The organism is Elizabethkingia bruuniana, from assembly GCF_002024805.1.
GTDB lineage: Bacteria > Bacteroidota > Bacteroidia > Flavobacteriales > Weeksellaceae > Elizabethkingia > Elizabethkingia bruuniana.
In genome coordinates this window covers 781,122-804,000 of record NZ_CP014337.1, presented here as the reverse complement: position 1 = coordinate 804,000, position 22,879 = coordinate 781,122, and the positions used below count along the sequence as shown (strand labels likewise).

The window sequence follows — 22,879 nt, the reverse complement described above, 5'->3', positions numbered from 1 at the left end:
GAAGAACATAACTATCAAATATAATAAAAAGTATCTGTTTATATTTCAGGAAAAACAAAACATATAGCCCGTTGATAACGGGCTATATTGTATATTTTGAAATTGTATAAATATTAGTGAAAATGCTTCGGAAAAGCATCTCTGGGCTCTTTTCTGAAAACATTCAACTTTATCCAGGACTCCAGAAAACCATAGCCATAAGAGAACATCTGCACGTAGGTTGTAACTACCGCAAGTGCACCAATAGAAATATTACGTGTAATTATTGTAGCGTGGGCAAAAACTAAAAATGTATAAAGTCCATACAGGCTGAGAATAATTCCGTTATGTTCAAAGAAATAATGAATAATCCCCATACAATAGCCTACTAAGAAAACGCTGGGAAACCAAAAGGTAAGTTTCGTATAATCCGGATGTCTTTGATTAAGAATCGGACGTGCTACTCCAAACTGGTAAACCTGTTTTGAAAATTTCCCCAGATCAGTACGGCGTTTATGATAAACTCCTATATGATCGAAGAAAGCTGTCTGATATCCTTTTTCCCATAAAGTCATGGACAAATCCGGGTCTTCTCCGATTCTCATCTCAGAAAAGCCACCCACTTCCAGAAAAACTGACTTTTTAACTCCCATATTAAAACTACGGGGTTGAAACTTACTTACCGCTTTCTTATTTCCTCTGATTCCGCCTGTAGTAAATACAGAGGTCATGGAATAAGAAATTGCCTTTTGCAGCAGGTTAAAACCCTTATGCGCTTTATCTGCGCCACCAAAAGCATCTGTCGGAATTTCATCTATATTTTTGCAAACCTGCTCTATATAATCATTTTCTACTATAACATCCGAATCCAGGAATACTAACCACTCGCCTTCTGCACGATGTGCACCATAATTTCGGGAAAGACCAGGACCTGTATTTTCTTTTTTGAAATACCGGATTGTCAGCATTTCCCGGAACATATCAACCGTAGGCTGTAATTCTATTTTGGATCCATCATCTACAATAATTACTTCAAAACCTTTACATGTCTGATGAGACAGACTATTAAGAAGTTCAAAAAGCTCATCTTTTCGGTTAAATATTGCAACAACAATGGATATCTTCATATTTTATTTAGTTTACAGATTCAGTTATCAGCTACCAACTCTTAGTCAGAGGTATATAGCTAAATACCTGAAAATATACTTATGCTTCTGCTATTTTGTGTACTTTTTTTGTTCCCTCATACATTTCATACTGTAGAAAACGGCACTCCAGTTTCCCGTTGAACAATTTTATTTTTCGGGACGGACGAAGACCTATTTTTTTCACAGCTTCTAAGTCTGCCGAAATCATCCATGCTAAAGTATTAGGATAATGCGTTTTGAATGTATCTCCTATTTTTTTATAAAAATCTTCATCAGAAATACTCAGACGTTCGTCATATGGAGGATTAAACACCATTAACAATGGGAACATATCCTTCTCTGAATCAAAGAAATTTTTCTTTTTCACAGTAATAATGTCATCCATTTCTGCCGCTTTGATATTCTTCCAGGCAACGTCCAATGCATCTTCATTTATATCATATCCAACAATTTTCCCTTCAAAAGCTTTTACTCGGTTAACTCTGAATTCTTTTATCTTTTCAAATAACTCTGCATCGTAGTTCTTCCAGTTCATAAAACCGAATTCCTTTCTGAAGATTTGTGCAGGTAAATCCATTGCTACCATTCCGGCCTCTATAAGAAGAGTTCCTGATCCACACATTGGATCCAGGAAGTTTCCTTTTCCATCCCAACCTGCCAGCTGAAGCATTCCAGCCGCCAATACTTCATTGATAGGAGCCGCTGTCTGCTCTTTTCTGTAGCCACGCTTAAATAATGGGGCGCCGCTACTATCCATAGAAATAGTAACTAATTCACGGTCTATATGAAGATGGAATTTGATATCCGGATTTTTTGTATCAATAGACGGACGCTTTCTGTGATTTGCCACAAAATAATCGACAATAGCATCTTTCATCTTCAGCGTCATAAACTGAGAATGGCTGTAGCGTTCAGAATATACAGTTGCATCTATAGCAAAAGTTTGGTCTGCATCCATATACTCATCCCATGGAAACTTAAATAGTTTATCGTAATATTTACTTTCGTTAAATGCTTTAAATGTAAGTACCGGGACCAAAATTTTGAGTGCTGTACGCAGGGAATAATTAATCTTATATAGAAACCCTAAATCTCCTACACAGTTTACTGCGCGGTTTTTAACTTCTACATTTTTTCCTCCTAATTTTTTTATTTCCTCTGCCAAAACATTTTCCAGTCCAAAAAATGTTTTCACCTGTATTTCCAGATCCTCTGTTTGCATAATATTGTAAGTATTTTGCAAAAATAGACATTTTAAACCGGCTATTTTTCTTTTTCCTTACAATTCGGACAATAACCAGATACAAATGCATTAACTCCAGCGATATGATAATCTCCCGGAAGATTTACATTAATCTCTTCTGTCATACATTTCACCTTTTTGCATTTCAAACAGCGAAAATGAAAATGATTGTGATCTTTTCCATCACAGGGTTTACACAATGCAAAATATTGTTTTCCTTCATCACTTATAATTCGGTGTACAATTCCGTCCTCACAAAAGCTATTTAGAATTCTGTAAATAGTAGCCCTATCTACAGTTTCCTGCAGGCGATTCTGAAACTCTTCATGACACAATGCGCAAGGTTCTGATTCCAGAATATCCAAAACCAGCTGCTTCGATTTTGTATTTCTTTTTCCCATGAATAAAAAATTAATGCGACAATGTTGCAATATTAGCGATTTTTTTTAATAAATTTGCATACTATTAAAAATTAAAACAGAATGGATTGGTTCGAAAGTTGGTTCAATACCCCGTATTATCATATTTTATATAAAGACAGGGACTTTGTTGAAGCCGAAAATTTCATTGATAAGCTACTGGCTGAAATCAGATTACCACAACATTCCACGATCATAGACCTGGCATGTGGCCACGGGAGACACTCTGTATATCTTAATCAAAAAGGTTACACTGTATTAGGCCTGGATCTATCAGAAGCCAGTATCAGTTTCGATAAACAATTTGAAAACGAAACACTAAGCTTCCGTGTACACGATATGAGAAATCCTATTCAGGGTGAGAAAGTAGATGCTGTAATGAATCTCTTTACAAGTTTTGGATATTTTGATCAGGACGATGATGATGAAAAGGTTTTTGAATCTGTAGCACAGGCATTAAAACCCGGAGGAATATTTGTTTTGGATTTTCTGAATGCAGATTATGTAGAACATACTCTGGTATCTGAATCATTAACGGTTAAAGACAATATCTCTTTTAGTATTCACAAAAAAATTGACAACAACAGAGTTATAAAAGACATCCGTTTTAGCGACAATGGCCAGGATTTCCACTATGAAGAGAAAGTAAAGCTTCATTCATTTGAAAAATTAAAATCACTGGCAGAGAAACATCAGCTTTCTTATGTCACCAGATGGGGCGATTATCAGCTAGGCTCATTGTCAGATAATTCACCACGTTGCATTATATTATTCCAGAAAAAATAGATGGTTTATTTACTTCTTATACTCAGCGTCCTTTCAGGTATTACCTTAGGATTTTACTTTGGCAGACAGCAGAAGTTTGCCAAAAGATTGCTCATACTCAGTGCCGGATTTTTGCTCAGCATGACGGTTATGGAAGTATTTCCGGTTGTATTCCAAACTCCTTCACACAATATAGGAATGTGGATTCTGGGTGGTGTTATCCTGCAGTTGATATTAGAAAGCCTTACCAAAGGCTTTGAGCATGGTCATTTCCATCACCATGAAGAGGAGAAACAAATCTTCCCGATGGCACTGATTGCCGGAATGTTTATTCATGCTTTTATAGAAGGCATACCTTTAAGCAAAATGCCGAATGCTGTAACACCTTATTTACAAGGAATACTGGTGCATAATATTCCTATCTCTTTTGTTATGGGAGCTTTCCTGCTTAATGGCAGTTACAACAAAAAAATTGCATGGACAGTAATTGGATTATTTGCATTAGCATCCCCGCTCGGAATGCTTCTGGGGCAATATTTTAATCCGGATTATCAAATTTATATTTTGGCAATCGTAAGTGGTATTTTCCTTCATATCTCATCTGTTATTATTTTTGAAGGCAATAAAAACCACAAACTGGATTTGGAAAAAATTGCATTAGTGCTATTGGGAATAGGTATTGCTTACGTAGGGCATCTTTTCCATCACCATTAAATTTACAGCCTTTATTACGGTTTCCCGTAACTAAGGGTCAGATAAAATATCTACCTTTGATGGTAGCCAGAATGCTTTAATTCATTACGGATTAAAGCATTTTTTATTGATACGTAAACAAACCAATAATACATGAAATTATTAAAATTTACCGCCTTATTTCTACTTAGCATTTCGATAGCAAACTGCTCTTCCGACCGTGAAATAACTACTGTCACTAATCCTGAAGTCAAACCAGATCCGACAGCAAAACCAGAAGATAAAAAAATTCTGATACCGAGTTCTTTTGAATTAGTAAAAGACAGTATCTGGAGCGATTCGAAAACCCATACAATTACAGTGTCGACAGACAGAGTTCATCAGTCATTTTTACAAGAGAGTTTATATATAGGACAGCTTGTACAAAACAAAAACTGAAAAATATCAGGTACCAATACAAAGGCGGAAAACCCTCTTAATCTCGACACCAGCTTTAGGTATAATGATCAGTTTCTAATAAAGGATATCGCTGATATCAAGAACAGTTATTTGAAATTGTATAATAATATCATTGCTAAGTATTCCGGGATGAATTCCTCAAATTCTGCTTTCTTTTCTTCAAATACAGAATTTCAGTCATACCGACAGCTATATATGTTAACCGTAGACAAGTTTCCCGATGTAGACAAACTTATACTAGGAAAGAAATATTATGAACAAGACCGTAAAGCCAAAGGTGTAATATATGAGCTAAAGCTCGAAGCTTTCGATATTGCTGTTCCTGTAAGTGATTCTTATTCTGATGCGCTTCATCTTTCTATGGTTTCCTTTGGTAAACATTTATTATTAATTGTTGAAAGCGAAGCTGAAAAAACAGCTATCAATTCCGTTGTCAATACATTATTAAATAAACAAGCTTTAAACCCTGATCAAAAATCACTAATAGATAAAGCTAATCTCTATTGTGTAAACCTTGCTACTAAAGAGATAACAAAAGGTAAGGAAAATGTTGTAGACAAATACATAGCAAGTGCAGAAAGCAAAGAATACTATCCGCTATGGACTTTCTATTCAACAGCTAACAATTCCAGAAAAATCAAACTGAAATACGATATCCGATAGGACTCATTCTATAAAAAAATCCTGCAAAATATTTTGCAGGATTTTTTTATATGGTAAAGATTTTATTAAAATCTGTACCCTAATGTGATAAAGATATTGTTTTGCTGATTCTTCACTGCAGAAACAATGGAGTTATTATTTATAACACCCTCACTTGCTACATTAGAATTTGTTGCATAGGCACCTCCGAAAAATTCATTGTTATAATCATACTTTACATTCTGGTATGCTGCATCGATATAGAACGAACGGAAGTCGTAACCGATACCTAAACCTAAAGTATTTCTTTTACCTACATATAAGTTATTATAATTGATATCAGCTTTAGTACCATCATTATTAAATGTTGCAATAGTTCTGTTATCAAAAGGATTATTTGCAAAAGCATAACCAGCTCTCAGACGGAACCCTTCAAATCTATACTCCGCACCAACCTTAAGCTCAGATAAACTTTTGTAAGAATCACTAAGGAAGTTATTCAACTGATCATTTACGGAACTAGATGTTGTGTATTTAGGCTTAGAGATTCCTATTGTATAATCTACGTTAAATGCGAAATCCTTAGATGGAATTACTGCCGCACTGAAAGTAGCTTTTGCAGGAGAGCGGAAATCTCTTCGTTCGTTATAGATATCAACTGATGTAATAGGTCCGTCTTGCTGAGAAGCAGAATATTGTGTATAGGCTCTATCCATATTCCACCATGTTGGCGATTCTAAAGATGCTCCTAAACGGAATTCCTCAGTAACCTTACCAATAATACCCGCAGAAATAGAGAAACCACTGGATGATTCTGTATATGGAGTATATTGCTTGTTATAAATAGTAGTCTTGCCATCTGAAGCATATTGAACTCTGTAAGAGTCACCCTGATCAAGATCCGCAGTATGGAAATTAAGCCCCATACCTACATATATTTTGTTATTATAGTTACCACCTACCGTAAGGTTGGTTTTTGTTAAATGACCTGTTCTGTTATATCCATGACCATCATACATTGTTCTGTCATTAATCTGCTGCCCTTGCTGGTTTGTCCATGTAATATTTTCAGCAATCTTATTGTTTCCCGGAGTTTCAGTATAATCATCCAAATTCTGATTCAGATAACTCACTCCAATATTTACAAACTTCCAGTTGCTTCCATAAAGAGGAAATGATACTACTCCACCTAACTGATTAAGATTTGTATTATTTTTCTTATAAGAAAGACTTGAATTATTTAATGTTGATGTATTTTTATAGGAATTGATACCTAATGTTCCCTGAAAATCGCCTGTAATATAAACTCCGACACCTGCAGGGTTAACATTAGCCGCAGAAATATCTCCGCCTATTGCTCCCATAGCTCCCGCCATACCCATATATTTAGCAGACCCCTGTGTCATATTATTACCATAAACAGTAGCCGTATTGCGAATTTCCGAAACATCCTGAGCATGCAGAAACAATGCTGCTGGAAGGCTCATTAACAAAACTATTTTTTTATGCATCTTTATTTTCTTTAACTAATTTAATATTATACTATATCCTTAATATTTGAAAAGACTGTGGAATTATCTTCTGCCCCCAGATCTGAAGCCGCCTCCGCCTCCGCCAGAACTTCCTGCAGATCCGCCACCAAAGCCACCGCCGCCTCTGCCACCGGTACTGAAGCCATTATTGCTTCTAAAGCCTGAGTCAGATGGTCTGTTATTCCAGCCCTGATTTGTAGGTCTTTCTCCAAAGCCTGAGTTTCTGAAACCATTGTTAGAACGATCCTGGTACCCGTTACCATTATTTCCACGGAAACTTCCATTGTTATAACCGCCATTATTACGGAAACCATTTCTGCTTCTGTCTATATAATCAGAATCTCTGGATTTATATCTAGGTGCATAATAGCCGCCACCTGCCCACGGGCGGTAGTAACCTCCCCAATAATGAGGTCTGTATGCATAGTAAGGATAACCCCAGAACGGATCGTAGAAACCACCCATACCCCAGCCTGGGTAGTAACCTCCTCCCCAGCCAAAGCCAATGTTCCAACCCCAGCCCGGATAGCCCCAGCCATAAGAAGCACCCCAGCCAAAACCTATACCTCCACCATAGTATGGTCCGTAGAACGGAGATCTCCATCCACCCCAACCATAAGGATACCCCCAACCGCCATAAAAGCTATTGTCGGTATAATAGGTTTGTGTTCCGGTAAAGTCTCCCCAATCGGAATCTGTTTTTTTATTACCCCAGTTCTGGTATTTTGTTTGTTGTTTTTTCTGATTGTACTGGCTTTGTCTTACAATACTAGTGTCATAAGATTCATCCTCATCGTCACCATATGAATAGTAGCCACCTACCTGATTACCGGCTGTTCTTGTGTCATACTGTGGTACAGTATCTCTTCTCGGATCATAATAGGCCCCGTCTGTCTCAGAATATCCGTTCATATAAGCACCGCATGAGGTTAAAAGTCCCAATGCAGACGCTCCCAGCAACACATTGCTTTTCAGCAGTTTGCCCATACCAATTATAGTTTTATTTTTCATGATAATTACAGAGCTTAATTTTATTAATATATTTGCAAAATGAATTGCTAAAATTATACCAAATTATACAAAATCAATGGTATAAAATTACAATTTATTATTTAGATAATTTTTTCTAAAAAAAGTTAAATTAATTGAGATACGCAATATGGCAAAATTAACTTCAAGAGCTGAAGATTATAGCAAGTGGTACAACGAGTTAGTGGTAAAAGCAGATTTAGCAGAAAACTCTGGTGTCAGAGGATGTATGGTTATTAAACCGTATGGTTATGCAATCTGGGAAAAAATGAGAGATGAGATGGACAGAATGTTCAAAGAAACAGGCCATCAGAATGCTTACTTCCCCATTTTCGTGCCCAAAAGCTTGTTTGAGGCTGAAGAAAAAAATGCAGAAGGCTTTGCCAAAGAATGTGCAGTGGTTACCCACTACAGATTAAAAAGCGATCCGAATAATCCTGGAAAACTAATTGTAGATCCTGAGGCGAAGCTTGAAGAAGAGCTTATTGTAAGACCAACTTCTGAAGCTATTATCTGGAATACCTATAAAAACTGGATCCAGTCTTACAGAGATTTACCAATATTAATTAACCAATGGGCAAATGTTGTTCGTTGGGAAATGAGAACACGTCTGTTCCTAAGAACAGCCGAATTCTTGTGGCAAGAGGGGCATACTGCACACGCTACAAGAGATGAAGCTGTTGAAGAAACAGAAAAGATGCTTGGAGTATATGCAGACTTCGCGGAAAGATTTATGGCTATTCCGGTTGTGCAAGGTTATAAAACCGAGAGTGAAAGATTCGCCGGTGCTGACGAAACCTACTGTATCGAAGCAATGATGCAGGATGGAAAAGCATTACAGGCGGGTACATCTCACTTCCTGGGGCAAAACTTTGCAAAAGCATTCGATGTAAAATTCACCAACAGAGAAGGAAAACAAGAGTTTGCATGGGCGACTTCTTGGGGAACTTCTACCCGTTTAATGGGGGCGTTAATTATGACACACTCCGATGACAACGGATTGGTACTTCCTCCCAGCTTAGCTCCAATTCCGGTTGTAATTGTTCCTATTCACAGAACAGATGAGCAACTGGCTCAAATCGGAGATGTTGCAGATGATATCATTGCTAAATTAAAAGCAAAAGGAATCTATGTAAAATATGATGACAGAAACGAATACAAACCAGGCTGGAAGTTTGCTGAATACGAACTAAAAGGTGTACCGGTAAGAGTAGCAATCGGTCCTAAAGATCTGGAAAACCAAACTGTAGAAGTAGCACGTCGTGATACCCTTACTAAGGAGATTGTTCCGATTGAAGGTTTGGATCAGTATATTACAGATTTGCTTCAGACAATTCAGCAGGATATTTTCAACAAAGCAAAATCTTTCAGAGACGAGCATATTACCAGAGTAGATACTTATGAAGAATTCAAAAAAGTATTAGAAGAAAAAGGCGGGTTTATCTCTGCGCACTGGGACGGAACTCCGGAAGAAGAGGAGCAGATTAAAGATGAAACCAAAGCTACCATCAGATGTATTCCTTTGGATGCAGAAGAGGAAGACGGTATTTCTCTTGTTACTGGTAAGCCATCTAAAAGAAGAGTATTATTTGCAAAAGCTTATTAATACTTTTCAGATATCATATATTAAGACACTTCTTCGGAAGTGTCTTTCTTATTTCTACTTTCTATCAGAATCCGGACTCCATTTTTTCCATGTACAAATTGTCAGGAAGTAAAGCTTTCACTTTTTAACACGCTTAAAAATTTTCACAATTACCGGAGCATTCTCTATATGCACCGGGTTATTGTTTTTATCCCATAATACCAGTTGCTGACGGAAGTACAATTTACCTTTTATGACTTCCATTTCTATGTTATAGTCGTTCCTATGATAATATGGAGGTATAACAAGTTTATTATTCTTTATCTGTGCCCGAAAATGCTCTTCCGGAGCCTCACCTGTCCCAACATCTATAAAATTTGCATAATCTTTACCCTTTTCAAATTTCAGAATTACAGTACTGCTGTAATGCTTTCTTTTATAAATCCATGTTCCTTCAAAATCCGCTTTTATTTGCGGAGATACTAAGGCTTGGGCAAATACAATTATATTACTTAACAATACAATTATAATAGCTAAGCTTGTTTTCATCCTAATGTTTTTTTACGGGCTGACACCATTGTCATAAATGTACAAAAACAAAAAATATTTTGTTACAACCATGTTCAAACTAATTAAATTCAAATTTTTTTCTATTTATAATTGCATTATTTTATTTCTGCATCAACAAAACCAAGATGACGTTTTAATGCAGGCTGGCAATAAATATTTGCAAAAAAAACACCTGCTTTTCATTCGCAATCCTGTATTAAAATATTCTTAAAGTTTCATTTTCAGCAATTTAATTGAAAAAAAATTACTTATTTTTGATATATTAACTTTTAAACTAAACTATTATGTCTGTAAACATTATTGATCTTGTAAAAAATTATCTTTCGCCTGGCGTAGTATCTCAGACAGCTACTCAGCTTGGAGAAAGTGAATCCGGAGTATCTAAAGCTATCAGTGCTTTTCTACCCGTATTAGTTGGTGGTATTGCCGATAAAGCAGGTAGTACTCCCGGATTATTAGACCAACTAAAAGGGCTGGCTTCCAGCGGAATTCTTTCCAGTTTAGGATCCGGATCCGGCGGTGGTAACTCTGTAGTTTCCGGTATTGTATCTTCTATTTTTGGAGACAAAATCAGTGGTATCCTTTCTTCTGTATCTGGTTTTGCCGGTATCAAAGAATCATCTGCACAGTCTCTTTTAGGACTGACATCTGATGCTACTTTAGGTACCATTGGTAAATACGCAGCAGATAATAACCTGGATGAATCCGGATTTACAAACCTTCTTTCCGGCCAAAAAAGCTGGATTTCTTCTTTATTACCTGCCGGACTTTCATTAGGTGCATTAGGTTTAGGTGGTGTTTTTAGCGGACTTGGTGAGAAAGCTGAAGATGTAAAAGAGGCTGTTACTGAAAAAATTGAAGACATTAAAAATGTATTTACAGGAAATGAAGAAACTCCTGAAGTTACCAGATCCGGAAATACATACACTCCTCCTCCTGCCGGAAATAGCGGTGGTGGCGGTTCAGTATGGAAATGGTTGTTGCCATTAATTCTTCTAGGGTTAATAGGCTGGTTCCTGTGGAAGCAGTGTAAAGCAAAAGAAAGCTCTACAACAACAGTTACAACTACGGAAAGTTCTTCTTCAGGTACTACACCTCAGGACAGTGCAAAAACAAGCACAACAACTACCACTAAAGAGACAACTACAATCGACGTAAAAGGGGCCTCTTTACAAGGCTTTAAAGGAGGTATGGAAGAAAGTATGGTTAATTTCCTTAACTCCGGAAAATATGCTACTACTGATGACGAAGCCTTAAAAACTACATGGTATAACTTCGACAATGTTAATTTTGTAATTGGTAAAGCAGATAAGCTTGAGGCTGGTTCTGAAGGACAAATCCAGAACATAGCTACTATTCTGAAAGCTTTCCCTGATGCTAAAATCAAAATCGGAGGTTACACAGATAAAACAGGAAACGAGGCCAGCAACCTGAAATTATCTCAGGACAGAGCTAACTTCATCAAAGCTGAGTTAACAAAATTAGGTGTAGGTGGACAAATCCTTGAAGCAAAAGGTTACGGAAGCGAACATGCTACAGTTGCTGCAACTGCATCTAATGAAGAAAGAGCTGTTGACAGAAAAATGGCTGTAAGATTTGCAAAATAAGCATCTCATTTACAATACTTAACCGCTCACCATGAGCGGTTTTTTTATGTTCAATTCTTTATTTTTAGATTATTTTAGTAATTTTGTTAGATTAAACTAACTTTTCATTTTTAATGACGGATAAATCTCTTCACGAAATACACGAAACAATTGATACCAAAAAACTTACCGGATGGAGACGGATTCTTAGTTTTTTTGGCCCCGCACTTTTAGTTAGTATTGGCTATATGGATCCTGGTAACTGGGCAACAGACCTGGAAGCCGGTTCCAGATTTGGTTACAAACTATTATTTGTGCTTCTGCTTTCCAATCTTATGGCCTTGGTATTACAAAGTCTTTCAGCAAGGCTGGGTATTGTAAAGAGAAAAGACTTAGCACAGATTAATAAAACAATATATCCCCGAAAACTTAATTTCATTCTTTATATTCTGGCAGAAATAGCCATTATTGCGACTGACCTGGCAGAAGTACTCGGAATGGCATTAGGTCTGAAACTCTTGTTTGGAATAGATCTGATCTGGGGTGTTCTTATCACTTTTGTAGACACTTTATTAATACTATATCTGCAAAAATTGGGTGTAAGAAAAATTGAAAGCTTTATCCTTGGGCTAATCTTTATTATTGCCGGGGCATTTGTTTTCCAGCTTATCCTTTCACAGCCGGATATTGCCAGCATTACCGGTGGACTAGTTCCCAAAAAGTTAAGTACTGAAGAGCTTTATATATCCATAGGGATTATTGGTGCTACAGTAATGCCACACAACCTGTATCTCCACTCTTCGCTTGTACAATCCCGGAAAATAAACGATGATGAAAAAAGCATTAAGGAATCGCTGAAATACAATTTCTGGGATTCTGCAATATCATTAAACTTCGCTTTCTTTGTGAATGCAGCAATTCTTATTCTGGCCGCCAGCACATTTCATAATTCCGGTAATCAGGAACTCAACTCCATTACTGACGCCTACAAAATGTTGGCTCCAGTTCTGAATAATAATTTTGCACCAGTTGCGTTCGCTATTGCACTAATTGCAGCAGGTCAGTCTTCTACCGTTACAGGAACACTGGCAGGACAAATTGTTATGGAGGGTTATCTGAATATTAAAATCAACCCGTTTATTCGTCAGTTAATTACCAGATTACTGGCTATCATTCCATCTATTTTAGTTATCATACTCTATGGAGATGACAAATCGGAATCGCTATTGGTTTTCTCTCAGGTAATATTAAGCTTACAACTAAGCTTTGCTATTATACCTCTTATCTTTAGTGTAAGCTCTGAGAAGATTATGCAGAACTTCAGAATCGGTCTACCGTTACGGATCACTTCCTGGGGTATTGCAATACTAATATGCGGGCTTAATTTGTTTTGGCTGGTATCTTATACTTTTGAAGGTTTTAGTAATCTTTCCTTTGGTATAAAACTGTTGCATATTCTCGGAATTGTAGCTTTTATAACGCTCCTGTTTTATACATGTTATTATCCGCTTAAAAAGGAAAAATCTGCCTAAATGTCCTAAAATATATTTTGGCGTTATCTTTGTGAAAATGATTTTAAAATATATCAATAATGGACGAAAATAAGGAAATACAGGCAGAAGAGACTACGCCAAATGAAAATATAGAGAACAACGATACTACATCTACTGAAAATTTGTCAGCAACTCCGTCAGTTGAGGACCAATTGGCAGAAGAAAAAGATCGTTATATCCGCCTTTATGCTGAGTTCGAAAACTATAAAAAGAGAACCACCAAAGAAAAGATGGACTTTTTCAAATATGCTAATCAGGATCTTATGGTTTCCATGCTTGCTGTTTTAGACGATTTTGAAAGAGCTATAAAGGAGATTTCTAAAAATGGCAATCCTGAAGACCTTAAAGGTATAGAACTTATTTACCAGAAATTTAAAGGTAAATTAACTGAAAAAGGCCTTGTTACTATCGAGGTACAGGCAGGAGACAGCTTTGATGTAGACAAGCATGAAGCTATTACGCAGATCCCTGCTCCTTCAGATGATTTAAAAGGTAAAATCGTAGATGTTATAGAGACTGGTTATATGCTTCACGATAAAGTAATTCGTTTCGCGAAAGTAGTAGTAGGAGCATAATTCCAATATAATTCTGAAGTAAGAAAATGACAAAAAGAGATTACTATGAGGTATTAGGCATTAGCAAATCTGCTTCTGCTGATGAGATCAAGAAGGCTTACCGTAAAATGGCTATAAAGTTTCACCCGGATAAAAATCCTGGTGATAAAGAAGCTGAAGAAAACTTTAAAGAGGCTGCTGAAGCCTATGAAGTTCTAAGCGATGATAATAAACGTGCCCGTTATGACCAGTATGGTCATGCTGGTGTTGGCGGAGCAGCTGGTGGCGGCTTTGGCGGCGGAATGAACATGGATGATATTTTCAGTCAGTTTGGAGATATATTCGGTGGACATTTTGGCGGCTTTGGTGGTTTCGGCGGCGGCGGACGTCAGCAGGTAAAAGGAAGCAACCTCAGAGTAAGAATAAAATTAAACCTTGACGAAATGGTAAATGGTACAACCAAAACCATCAAGGTAAAGAAAATGAAATTGGCACCAGGAGTAACTTCTAAAACCTGTCCAACATGTCAGGGAAGTGGTGTACAAATGAAGATAATGAACACTATGTTCGGACAGATGCAGACGCAGACAACCTGCGGAACCTGTAACGGACTAGGGAAAGTTGCAGACAAAATTCCTTCAGGAGCTAACGAACATGGTCTGATAAAAGATGATGAGGAAATCAGCATCAACATACCAGCGGGAGCAAGAGATGGTATTCAGCTGAATGTTCGCGGAAAAGGTAACGATGCCCCTTTTGGCGGAACTCCGGGAGATCTTTTAGTTGTTATTGAAGAAGAAGAAGACAACACTATAAAGCGTGAAGGTGATAACCTGCACCAGGAACTTTATATATCTTTTGCTGAAGCTGCATTGGGGACTTCTAAAGAAATTCCGACAGTAGGTGGAAAAGTAAAAGTAAAAATCGATGCCGGAACTCAATCCGGGAAGATTCTTCGTTTAGCGAACAAAGGATTACCAAGCATCGACAGCTACGGAAAAGGTGATATGTTTGTACATATTAATGTATGGACGCCTCAGAAGCTTTCTAAAGAGCAAAAAGAATTCTTCGAAAACCAAATGGAATCTGATGAAATGATTCCTAAACCAACAGGAAAGGAAAAAACTTTCTTTGAAAAGGTAAAAGACTTATTCAATTAAGTTATACATAAATCAACTTTACAATAGCCTGCTTTTTTAGCAGGCTTTTTTATACATAGTCCTTGAATCATTCAGCCATCATAAGACTTTTACCACTCATGGTTCATTAAAAATGTTAAACTTATCTAAATATTAATGCGACATTATTGCATTTATAAATAAAGATATTATATTCGCAACTAAGTTGCATTTAAGAAGATAATATTATTCCTATTTTTAAAACCGATCTGTTATGATGTTTCCACAAGTCTTAAAAAATACGTCTTATCTTAATTATCGTAATGACGATGTCCTGTCTCATTTTTCCTGTTTGTATAATCTCCCCGCTGAAGAAATTGAAGAACTTTTTCAGGAAACAAAAAAATATATCGCAATTTGTACACAGCCCGGAATATATATCAATGACGACATGCTGATTATAGAAGAGATGTGGAATAGCTTTATTGTATTTACTTCTGCCTATACCGAATTTTGTCAGCGTTTTTTCAATCGCTTTGTCCATCATACACCCTTGCAAAAGAAGAATGAAACTGAATACATTAATTCCCAAATCATTTGTGCAGAAGCTAAAAGAGATGAATCCACACGAAAAAAAGAATTACTAATGAATACAGTCTATGTATTGTGTGGAGAAAAAACCGTTTCAAAATGGTTCAAGGAATATCCGGAAAAGTATACAAAGGAATATATAAGAGCTATACAGAGATAAAACTTATACTCTGCGATTACAACAAAATGAAAACTTGATATAACAAGATTTTATTCTTGCAATTTTCACTAGTCTATTTTCTGTCCAACCTATTACAAACCCATATTACTTATTTCTTGCACTGGACAAATAGTAATGCCAAAGCATCATTGTAGCTATAGTACGGTAAGGTTTCCAGTTTTCACTAATACTTATTATTTCTTCTCTTGTAACAGAAGATTCGAGCTTCTTTAGACGTTTTAGTGCATTTACCGCTGCCAGATCAGCAATAGGAAAAAGGTCTGTGCGCTGCAATACAAACATGAGGTAAACATCTATTGTCCAATTTCCGATACCTTTGAGTTTAATAAGCTGATCCCGTATTTCCTCATTTGTTATTTTTTCAAGTTCATGCAGTCTTACCTCTTCATTTATAAGAGCCCGGGCCAATCCTCTAATGTAAGTGGATTTCTGCCGGCTTACAAAACAGGCTTTCATTTCTTCATCAGTAAGTGTAAGAATCTTTTCGGGAGAAATATCTATAAGCTTTTCTCTTAGTTTATTCAAAGTAGCCAATGCTGATGCTAAAGAAACCTGCTGTTCTAAAATGATATGAACAAAAGTTTCAAAACTATTATCCCTTGTCCACATTGGCGGATAGCCATATGCATCCACAATATCTTTCAAATGATTATCATTATTAGCCAGCTCATCACAAATTATCCGGAAGTTTTCAGAAGTAAAAGTAGAAGATGTATTCATTGTACATTTATTAATCGAAAAGAGAAGGTATTGTGTATTTATTTTCCAGATTTAATAAAATAGTTTTATTGGCGATACCTCCGGCAAAACCAACCATATTACCGGAAGCTCCAACTATTCTGTGACAAGGAACAATAATAGAAATAGGATTTTTATTTAATGCCCCACCTACCGCTCTTACAGCTCTGATGTCTCCTAATATCTTTGCCAACTCACCATAGGTTGTGGTAGTACCAAAAGGAACGTCCAATAAAGCTTTCCATACTTTTTTCTGAAATTCGGTGCCCGAAAAATCAAGCGGGATATCAAAAACAGTCCTGGCCCTTGCAAAATATTCGGTTAATTGTTGCTCAGTTTTCAGAAGTATAGGATTTTGATCATCTCTTTCCGGAGCAGATAATTTTGTCCGTTTATAGTCCTCCCCTTCCCATAATATAGCTGTAAGGCCTATATCTGAAGCGATAAGCCTGATTATCCCAAGTGGTGAAGGCATATCCTTGTATGCTAATTTCTGATTGTCTTCCATTTTTTATGATTTGCCCGCGAATTCAGTTCTATCTATTCACACTGCATATGCAATAAATTCAATATATTAAGCCTGATTCAAATTTATTAAACTTTTTGCAGTTTCTAAAACAGCTTCCATGTTGCTTATTTACTACAACCTCAACAGTATTTTTATTATTCTAAAGAACGCAACCTTTTTCCATTATTAGCATCTTATTTAGAAACAGGAGCCATCCTGTCTAGAACACCAACCAAATATTTAGATATGATACCAAAAGGACAAAATATTTTTAAAATACTCGCGTTTCTGATTGTTTATAATATACTGAAAGTGTGTCATAAGATATTTAATCTTCATCCTGATGCATGTGAATAAATCATTGTAAATCTTAATGATTTCTATACTCCTCTTCAACAATATTTTCATTAATATGGTACATAAAAGTACTGATAGCCAAGCCTAACAGTTGAAAACAAAATAAATCCTATCAAAAAGGTATAATTTTATTTCCATGATGCATTTTTATTTCAAAAAAAGAAATATATTTGCACCATAATTATCAAGAACTTCAAGAGAAGTAGCAACCTGCAACAACAAGCAAGGTGCTGAAATAGATAAGCCGATATTTCGGAAAAAATGTTGTATTCTATTTTCATTTTGTTGAGTTCTTGTGTTAAATAAAACACATTAATGAAATATCAAAAAAGAAATTTCCGATTACTTATTCCGTTTACCGAGTTAATACTTTTAGGCGCTTTTATAGCACCCTATTATTCTTGTATTTTCCTCACACCAGTTACTCTGCTTTTAAGCACTATTACTATTCTCCGATTGATTAAAACAAAAGGAATGATGCACAGTATGTGCTGTTGCTTATAAATACAAAGCTACAAATCACCCTTACAGGAAATCTATCTTGTTTCTCATGATGATGGGGCTAATAAATCTGTTAGCTTTCATTACTATTAATTATCAATCCAAAACGGCTCTGAAATATCGGGAGCTCTTAATCAATATCAACCTTATGAAACGACTATTACATAAAACTATTATTGCTTCATTAACCTCTGTATCGGCCATTTACTATGCGCAAGACAGTTTACAAAAAGCCAAAACATTAAACGAAGTTGTACTCCTGGGAACCCGGAGTTCCAGTCGTACAATCGTAAACTCTCCGGTACCTGTAGATATTATTGAACTGTCTAAAACTTTGAAAGAAGTACCACAAAATTCGATATCCAGCACACTTAATTTTATTGTCCCTTCATTTACTTCTACCTCTCATACTGTAAACGATGGAACAGACTTTGTAGATCCTGCACAAATCCGTGGATTGGGACCTGATCAGGTGCTGGTTCTCCTTAATGGAAAAAGAAGACATCAGTCATCTCTGGTCAATGTAACCCTAACTCCCGGAAGAGGATCTGTAGGCACTGACCTGAATGCAATTCCTGCTTTTGCTTTGGAAAGAATTGAAGTCCTGAGAGACGGTGCTTCCGCTCAATATGGCTCCGACGCAATAGCTGGTGTTATAAACCTTGAATTGAAAAAACGCTTAGGCTTCTCGGGACAGGTATATCTTGGCGGGTATGCATCTTCCGTTACCAATAATCATACCGGTGGCGTGGATGGCGAAAATATAGGATTAGACCTTAACTACGGTACCAGAATTGGTAAGAAAGGCTTTATCAATTTTACCTCATCCTTGCAATACCGCGATCCTTATTCAAGAGCCGGAGAGCAACAAGCTGATCTTTTTAACGGATACAACGCTATATCTTATCGCGCTGCACAGGACAATATTAATATAGACGGTCTGTACAAAAACATCAACAATACACCGAATACAAACCAGATTATTAATTATATCCATCAATACAGTAATAAGGTCGATTATTTCTCTGCAGGAGAAAAACAAGCTATTCAGAATGCCAGCAGCATACCTGCACTTCAACAGTTATTATCTAAAGATTACACTACTCAGGAACTCGCTTATCGTGGTCTTGAAAGAAGTGACTTTAACATGAGAATCGGTCAATCACGATTGAAAAGTGCACAGCTCTATTTCAATACAGAAGTTCCGATCAGTGATCAATGGAAAGTATTCTCCTTTGGTGGCTATAGCCTGAGAAATGGAAATGCAGGAGGCTTCTATCGCTTCCCAAACAATCCGAGAGCAGTTACAGGCCTATATCCTAATGGTTTTTTACCTCAGATAGAATCTACTATTTATGATTATTCTCTTGCAGCAGGTGTTAAAGGTAAATGGAACGACTGGAACATTAACCTGAGTAATACTTATGGTCAAAACAATTTTAAATTTGGAGTTGCCAATACTCTTAATGCTTCTTTACTGCAAAATTCACCAACTTATTTTGAAGCAGGAAGTCTAGGCTTTCTTCAAAATACATTAAATCTGGACTTTCAGAAAAAATTTGATGTGTTAAAAGGATTAAACTTAGCCTTCGGTGGCGAGTATCGACACGAGAAATACAGTATCACTCCGGGGAAAGCAAATTCGTATCAACAATATGACATATTTGGAAACCCGGTTACTGAAAGAACAGCAGTAAAAGATATTCCTACAGATTTTTTTGGCACTGCACGTCCCGGCGGTGCGCAGGTTTTTCCGGGATATCGTCCTGAAAATGAAGTTTCCAAGGGAAGAAATAGTGTAGCAGCTTATCTTGATGCTGAATTGGAAGCAACAGATTGGCTCTTCCTGGAAGGAGCACTTCGCTATGAAAACTATACAGACTTTGGCTCAACATTCAATTACAAACTAGCTTCCAATATCCGGATATCTCCAACGTTTAACTGGCGCCTTGCCGGATCTACAGGATTCCGGGCTCCTTCGCTGGCACAGTTATACTACAGTTCTACTTCCACTCTTATCAATGGCGGAAAAACTACTCAGGTAGGAACCTTCCGCAATGACTCCGATGCTGCGAGACAACTGGGAATCCCCCAGCTGAAACAGGAAACCTCTAAGTCTGTAAGTACCGGATTTAACTGGAAAATACCTTCTATAAACCTTTTATTTACAGTAGATGCCTATTTCACCCGAATTGATAATCGCGCAGTTCTGACAGATTTATTCACAAGACCTCAAGGAAATTTTGCTGACGGAACTCCGGAGAGAAATTTGCAGCAGATATTTGATTCCGTAGGTGCTGAAGCTGCAAACTTTTTTGCTAATGCCATCGATACAGAAACTAAGGGAATAGACATAACAGTATCTCAGCGTTCCCGATTTGCACCCGGAATCTCTTTAGAAAATAATCTGGGGATTAATCTTAATCAAACCAGAAAAGTAGGTGCTATCAAAGCATCCGAACAGCTGCAGGGCCAGATAAACAGCTATTTTTCTGAGGAAAACAGAATATATTTTGAAGAAGCTGTTCCCCGTTTCAAAGCTATTCTTGGTCATAATTTAAAAATCAACAAGTTTAATTTCTATGTACGAAATGCTTATTTTGGTAAGGTTACCGATGCCAATATTGTAGATGCAAACCTGGATGGAGTAACAGAGCCTAATGAGCACGTAATATTGGGTGGCAAGCTTGTGACAGACCTGTCTGCCGGATATCAATTCAACAAAAATATTTTGTTAACAGTAGGTGCCAATAATATTTTCAATGTACAGCCTACACAAAATCCCAACATTAATAGTCTTACTGCCGGAAATCAGTTTCTTACTTCCAGACAGGTCTCTCAGTTTGGTATTGGCGGGCGTTATCTATTTGCCCGTATCAATTTTGATTTTTAGTGAGCGTAAAGCTATATCCGGAACTCAATCTAAACAGGTATTAATAAAAACATCATAGGTTTTAAAACCTATGATGTTATATACTTCGCAAGACATAAACTTACAGTTTTACTGACCAAGTTGCTATAAAGCCCGGTACATATTCTTCTATGAGAAACCTTGAAACCGGAGCAGAAGATTCATGAAAACCTTTAATCAGAAATCCGGACTGTAACTGCCCTCCTATCAACTGGGACAGACTATGCCCAAAAGTTAAAGCCTCATTCTTTTCTTTCTTAGCTTGCAGAGCCTCTTCATCAATATCTGTTAAATCTGAAAAAGGAATTTTATAACGGGGCTTTATAATTCCCTGTTTTCTGTATTCCGGATTACGATCAGCAACAAACAGAACCGGATTATAGAAACTACTGAGTAATTTTCCTCCGGGTTTCAGTACACGGAAACATTCATCCCATACAGGTTGTACATCCGGAATATACAGATTGGATATCGGATGAAAAATACAATCGAAGGTTTCATCTTCAAATACACTCAGATTCCGCATATCACCTTGTATAATTTCCAAATCAAGATGATCACGCTCTGCAACCAAACGGTCTTTTTCTAATTGATTTTCAGAAATATCAAAGACTGTAACTTTAGCCCCGGCAGCTGCAAGAACTGGCGCCTGTTGTCCCCCGGCAGATGCCAGACACAAAATCTTCATTCCCTTTACATCGTCCAGCCAGCCTTTGGGTAACGGATCATGAGTTAAACGTACCTCCCACTCCCCATAACGGGCTGTATTAATAATTTCGGAACTTACGGGTCTCGACCATTCACAATCCAGATTGGATAAATGATCCCATACTTTCTGATTATATTCTTTACCTGATTGATTATTTTTATGACTTATCATTATGCTTTACGATTAAAATTGAACTTAATTATTTATAATAATGCAAAGCTTAGCTATATGAAATAAACATTTATCAGAGATAAATGCTGAAAGTGAATTCTATTAAGAGAATACTTCAGAATTGGTATAAGCTGATCCCACATCTGCTCACAAAATATTGCTCTTCTAAAAATCTGAGATTATATATAAACCCGGAGATAAAAACATATCCATGAGACGAATACCACAATTACTATATATTTAAGCCATGCCTCTGTTAAACATTCTGATTAACAGTAAACTTTCTTCTAAACTTTAGTCAATTGAGATTAAATTAGCATGTCTTATGGGTCTTTTTAGTATTAAGATTCTTTTTAGGTGTATTTCCGGCAGATGAAAAGTCTGTTTTATGGCCAGGACTACACTGCAATATTAGGAATAATTTCCAATATAACTACTCTGCACCATTGTTTTAGGGAAGTTTTCTTTCTTAATATTAAATCAGAAATTGCACTTCATATATCGCCACAATCCTTTATAATCACCGATATAAACGGTTATATAGAATACAGCTGGTTAATTTTCAATAAAAAAATAATTGATATATTTTCACTCATAATACATTACTACAACAGTATAAAATAATACATAAAGCAAAAAATAAATATATAATTCAAAAAAAAATAATTATTAATGAAAATTTAATTATATTCACTTCACAATACAATCAAATACAAACAATATGAAAAAATTAAATTATCCATTGGCATTATCCATTGTGCTTATTGCTGTATCTGCAAATGTGAAAGCTCAGGATAAAAATTTTGATAGTCACTCTATCGCAATAACAATTCCAAAAGTTGCTTTAGTAGATATAGAGCCGGCAGCCAGCAAAAACCTTACATTGGCATTTACTGCGCCGACTGAAGCAGGACAACCTCTTACCGCACCGACTCCCAATAGCACACTTTGGTTAAATTATTCGTCTATAAAATCTCAGGCGGATACTACCCGGAATGTTACAGTAAAACTAACGGCCCTAGTACCGGGTGTAGATATTAAAGTTACTGCAGCAGCAGCTACCGGTTCTGGTGGTGGAACCCTGGGGACTCCTTCTGCTCAGCTTATATTAAGTGCCGCCGACCAAACTATTATAACGGGAATCGGAAGTGCTTATACAGGTGATGGAGCCAATAATGGACATAATCTTACTTATGCACTTAATTATGGTAGTGCAGCTGGTTCTGTAGCGTCTTATAGCGATCTAGATGCTACAGCAACAGCAACAGCTACTGTGACTTATACCATTTCAGACAACTAAAATCTGAATATCTGTTTTTTTAGAAGAAGAAGCCGCA

At 36.7% G+C, this 22,879-nt stretch carries 21 protein-coding genes and 1 riboswitch; of the genes, 12 read left to right on the top strand and 9 right to left on the bottom strand.

All coding sequences use genetic code 11. The features are described from left to right. Nucleotides 1-113: 113 nt before the first annotated feature. The 3 genes from AYC65_RS03890 to AYC65_RS03880 form a co-directional block, all read right to left on the bottom strand. On the bottom strand, nucleotides 114-1,106 hold the full coding sequence (locus tag AYC65_RS03890; RefSeq protein WP_034866382.1) for a glycosyltransferase family 2 protein: 993 nt from the start codon (nucleotides 1,104-1,106) through the stop codon (nucleotides 114-116). Nucleotides 1,107-1,185: 79 nt separating this feature from the next. Beyond that, complete coding sequence (locus tag AYC65_RS03885) at nucleotides 1,186-2,349, bottom strand: THUMP domain-containing class I SAM-dependent RNA methyltransferase (protein WP_034866384.1); 1,164 nt, start codon at nucleotides 2,347-2,349, stop codon at nucleotides 1,186-1,188. A 41-nt stretch (nucleotides 2,350-2,390) separates the two neighbouring features. Beyond that, nucleotides 2,391-2,771 carry a Fur family transcriptional regulator gene (locus tag AYC65_RS03880; RefSeq protein ID WP_034866388.1) on the bottom strand — a complete coding sequence of 127 codons (381 nt, stop codon included), beginning with the start codon at nucleotides 2,769-2,771 and terminating at the stop codon, nucleotides 2,391-2,393. A gap of 81 nt (nucleotides 2,772-2,852) precedes the next feature. On the opposite strand from AYC65_RS03880, the gene AYC65_RS03875 reads away from it, so the two are divergent. The 4 genes from AYC65_RS03875 (at nucleotide 2,853) to AYC65_RS03860 (ending at nucleotide 5,369) form a co-directional block, all read left to right on the top strand. Beyond that, nucleotides 2,853-3,575: a class I SAM-dependent methyltransferase gene (locus AYC65_RS03875; protein ID WP_034866390.1), complete on the top strand. Its 723-nt coding sequence runs from the start codon at nucleotides 2,853-2,855 to the stop codon at nucleotides 3,573-3,575. Next, nucleotides 3,576-4,268, top strand: coding sequence for a ZIP family metal transporter (locus AYC65_RS03870; RefSeq protein ID WP_034866392.1), 693 nt, complete (start codon nucleotides 3,576-3,578; stop codon nucleotides 4,266-4,268). Between the two features lie 132 nt (nucleotides 4,269-4,400). Further along, on the top strand, nucleotides 4,401-4,685 hold the full coding sequence (locus tag AYC65_RS03865) for a hypothetical protein (protein WP_034866394.1): 285 nt from the start codon (nucleotides 4,401-4,403) through the stop codon (nucleotides 4,683-4,685). A gap of 150 nt (nucleotides 4,686-4,835) precedes the next feature. Continuing rightward, nucleotides 4,836-5,369, top strand: a complete 534-nt coding sequence (locus AYC65_RS03860) for a hypothetical protein (RefSeq protein WP_059333793.1) — start codon at nucleotides 4,836-4,838, stop codon at nucleotides 5,367-5,369. A 65-nt stretch (nucleotides 5,370-5,434) separates the two neighbouring features. Here the strand turns inward: AYC65_RS03860 and AYC65_RS03855 are convergent, their stop codons facing one another. Further along, nucleotides 5,435-6,835: an OmpP1/FadL family transporter gene (locus AYC65_RS03855; protein ID WP_052114673.1), complete on the bottom strand. Its 1,401-nt coding sequence runs from the start codon at nucleotides 6,833-6,835 to the stop codon at nucleotides 5,435-5,437. Nucleotides 6,836-6,922: 87 nt separating this feature from the next. Then, nucleotides 6,923-7,891 carry a vitellogenin ii gene (locus tag AYC65_RS03850; protein WP_034869655.1) on the bottom strand — a complete coding sequence of 323 codons (969 nt, stop codon included), beginning with the start codon at nucleotides 7,889-7,891 and terminating at the stop codon, nucleotides 6,923-6,925. A 148-nt stretch (nucleotides 7,892-8,039) separates the two neighbouring features. Between AYC65_RS03850 and proS the strand changes: the two genes are divergently transcribed. Further along, a complete protein-coding gene (gene proS / locus AYC65_RS03845) occupies nucleotides 8,040-9,515 on the top strand; it encodes a proline--tRNA ligase (RefSeq protein ID WP_034869656.1) in 1,476 nt (491 codons plus the stop codon). Nucleotides 9,516-9,632: 117 nt separating this feature from the next. Here proS and AYC65_RS03840 read toward each other — a convergent pair whose 3' ends face one another. Then, complete coding sequence (locus AYC65_RS03840; RefSeq protein WP_034869658.1) at nucleotides 9,633-10,043, bottom strand: hypothetical protein; 411 nt, start codon at nucleotides 10,041-10,043, stop codon at nucleotides 9,633-9,635. 305 nt (nucleotides 10,044-10,348) lie between these two features. Here AYC65_RS03840 and AYC65_RS03830 point away from each other — a divergent pair, with 305 nt between their 5' ends. From AYC65_RS03830 to AYC65_RS03810, 5 genes are all read left to right on the top strand, one after another. Beyond that, nucleotides 10,349-11,671 (top strand): OmpA family protein, encoded by a 1,323-nt coding sequence (locus AYC65_RS03830; RefSeq protein ID WP_034869661.1) that lies wholly within the window; start codon nucleotides 10,349-10,351, stop codon nucleotides 11,669-11,671. Between the two features lie 113 nt (nucleotides 11,672-11,784). Further along, the gene (locus AYC65_RS03825) at nucleotides 11,785-13,182 is read left to right on the top strand and encodes an Nramp family divalent metal transporter (RefSeq protein ID WP_034869664.1); all 1,398 of its coding nucleotides are present in this window, start codon (nucleotides 11,785-11,787) and stop codon (nucleotides 13,180-13,182) included. A 59-nt stretch (nucleotides 13,183-13,241) separates the two neighbouring features. Then, a complete protein-coding gene (locus AYC65_RS03820; RefSeq protein ID WP_034869666.1) occupies nucleotides 13,242-13,778 on the top strand; it encodes a nucleotide exchange factor GrpE in 537 nt (178 codons plus the stop codon). A gap of 26 nt (nucleotides 13,779-13,804) precedes the next feature. Next, nucleotides 13,805-14,917 (top strand): molecular chaperone DnaJ, encoded by a 1,113-nt coding sequence (gene dnaJ, locus AYC65_RS03815; protein WP_034869667.1) that lies wholly within the window; start codon nucleotides 13,805-13,807, stop codon nucleotides 14,915-14,917. A 232-nt stretch (nucleotides 14,918-15,149) separates the two neighbouring features. Next, nucleotides 15,150-15,626, top strand: coding sequence for a glycine-rich domain-containing protein (locus AYC65_RS03810; RefSeq protein WP_234300240.1), 477 nt, complete (start codon nucleotides 15,150-15,152; stop codon nucleotides 15,624-15,626). A 105-nt stretch (nucleotides 15,627-15,731) separates the two neighbouring features. Here the strand turns inward: AYC65_RS03810 and AYC65_RS03805 are convergent, their stop codons facing one another. Together AYC65_RS03805 and AYC65_RS03800 are read right to left on the bottom strand one after the other, a co-directional pair. After that, nucleotides 15,732-16,367, bottom strand: coding sequence for a DNA-3-methyladenine glycosylase family protein (locus AYC65_RS03805; protein WP_034869671.1), 636 nt, complete (start codon nucleotides 16,365-16,367; stop codon nucleotides 15,732-15,734). Between the two features lie 10 nt (nucleotides 16,368-16,377). Next, nucleotides 16,378-16,893 carry a methylated-DNA--[protein]-cysteine S-methyltransferase gene (locus AYC65_RS03800; RefSeq protein WP_034869673.1) on the bottom strand — a complete coding sequence of 172 codons (516 nt, stop codon included), beginning with the start codon at nucleotides 16,891-16,893 and terminating at the stop codon, nucleotides 16,378-16,380. A 533-nt stretch (nucleotides 16,894-17,426) separates the two neighbouring features. Then, a riboswitch (SAM-I-IV-variant riboswitch) is annotated at nucleotides 17,427-17,522 on the top strand. 377 nt (nucleotides 17,523-17,899) lie between these two features. Between AYC65_RS03800 and AYC65_RS03795 the strand changes: the two genes are divergently transcribed. Further along, on the top strand, nucleotides 17,900-20,644 hold the full coding sequence (locus AYC65_RS03795; RefSeq protein ID WP_059333834.1) for a TonB-dependent receptor plug domain-containing protein: 2,745 nt from the start codon (nucleotides 17,900-17,902) through the stop codon (nucleotides 20,642-20,644). A 100-nt stretch (nucleotides 20,645-20,744) separates the two neighbouring features. Here AYC65_RS03795 and AYC65_RS03790 read toward each other — a convergent pair whose 3' ends face one another. Then, nucleotides 20,745-21,542: a class I SAM-dependent methyltransferase gene (locus tag AYC65_RS03790; protein ID WP_052114674.1), complete on the bottom strand. Its 798-nt coding sequence runs from the start codon at nucleotides 21,540-21,542 to the stop codon at nucleotides 20,745-20,747. Nucleotides 21,543-22,263: 721 nt separating this feature from the next. Here AYC65_RS03790 and AYC65_RS03785 point away from each other — a divergent pair. Further along, the gene (locus AYC65_RS03785; protein WP_034869674.1) at nucleotides 22,264-22,842 is read left to right on the top strand and encodes a hypothetical protein; all 579 of its coding nucleotides are present in this window, start codon (nucleotides 22,264-22,266) and stop codon (nucleotides 22,840-22,842) included. Nucleotides 22,843-22,879: the final 37 nt, after the last annotated feature.

Excerpts from the sequence above, each read along its gene's own strand:
- dnaJ (WP_034869667.1), top strand. The coding sequence starts at position 13,805 with ATGACAAAAAGAGATTACTATGAGGTATTAGGCATTAGCAAATCTGCT.
- AYC65_RS03860 (WP_059333793.1), top strand. The coding sequence starts at position 4,836 with ATGAATTCCTCAAATTCTGCTTTCTTTTCTTCAAATACAGAATTTCAG.
- AYC65_RS03855 (WP_052114673.1), bottom strand. The coding sequence starts at position 6,835 with ATGAGCCTTCCAGCAGCATTGTTTCTGCATGCTCAGGATGTTTCGGAA.
- AYC65_RS03830 (WP_034869661.1), top strand. The coding sequence starts at position 10,349 with ATGTCTGTAAACATTATTGATCTTGTAAAAAATTATCTTTCGCCTGGC.
- AYC65_RS03785 (WP_034869674.1), top strand. The coding sequence starts at position 22,264 with ATGAAAAAATTAAATTATCCATTGGCATTATCCATTGTGCTTATTGCT.
- AYC65_RS03795 (WP_059333834.1), top strand. The coding sequence starts at position 17,900 with ATGAAACGACTATTACATAAAACTATTATTGCTTCATTAACCTCTGTA.
- AYC65_RS03810 (WP_234300240.1), top strand. The coding sequence starts at position 15,150 with ATGATGTTTCCACAAGTCTTAAAAAATACGTCTTATCTTAATTATCGT.
- AYC65_RS03875 (WP_034866390.1), top strand. The coding sequence starts at position 2,853 with ATGGATTGGTTCGAAAGTTGGTTCAATACCCCGTATTATCATATTTTA.
- AYC65_RS03890 (WP_034866382.1), bottom strand. The coding sequence starts at position 1,106 with ATGAAGATATCCATTGTTGTTGCAATATTTAACCGAAAAGATGAGCTT.
- AYC65_RS03790 (WP_052114674.1), bottom strand. The coding sequence starts at position 21,542 with ATGATAAGTCATAAAAATAATCAATCAGGTAAAGAATATAATCAGAAA.
- AYC65_RS03865 (WP_034866394.1), top strand. The coding sequence starts at position 4,401 with ATGAAATTATTAAAATTTACCGCCTTATTTCTACTTAGCATTTCGATA.
- proS (WP_034869656.1), top strand. The coding sequence starts at position 8,040 with ATGGCAAAATTAACTTCAAGAGCTGAAGATTATAGCAAGTGGTACAAC.
- AYC65_RS03870 (WP_034866392.1), top strand. The coding sequence starts at position 3,576 with ATGGTTTATTTACTTCTTATACTCAGCGTCCTTTCAGGTATTACCTTA.
- AYC65_RS03840 (WP_034869658.1), bottom strand. The coding sequence starts at position 10,043 with ATGAAAACAAGCTTAGCTATTATAATTGTATTGTTAAGTAATATAATT.
- AYC65_RS03800 (WP_034869673.1), bottom strand. The coding sequence starts at position 16,893 with ATGGAAGACAATCAGAAATTAGCATACAAGGATATGCCTTCACCACTT.
- AYC65_RS03850 (WP_034869655.1), bottom strand. The coding sequence starts at position 7,891 with ATGAAAAATAAAACTATAATTGGTATGGGCAAACTGCTGAAAAGCAAT.
- AYC65_RS03805 (WP_034869671.1), bottom strand. The coding sequence starts at position 16,367 with ATGAATACATCTTCTACTTTTACTTCTGAAAACTTCCGGATAATTTGT.
- AYC65_RS03885 (WP_034866384.1), bottom strand. The coding sequence starts at position 2,349 with ATGCAAACAGAGGATCTGGAAATACAGGTGAAAACATTTTTTGGACTG.
- AYC65_RS03825 (WP_034869664.1), top strand. The coding sequence starts at position 11,785 with ATGACGGATAAATCTCTTCACGAAATACACGAAACAATTGATACCAAA.
- AYC65_RS03820 (WP_034869666.1), top strand. The coding sequence starts at position 13,242 with ATGGACGAAAATAAGGAAATACAGGCAGAAGAGACTACGCCAAATGAA.
- AYC65_RS03880 (WP_034866388.1), bottom strand. The coding sequence starts at position 2,771 with ATGGGAAAAAGAAATACAAAATCGAAGCAGCTGGTTTTGGATATTCTG.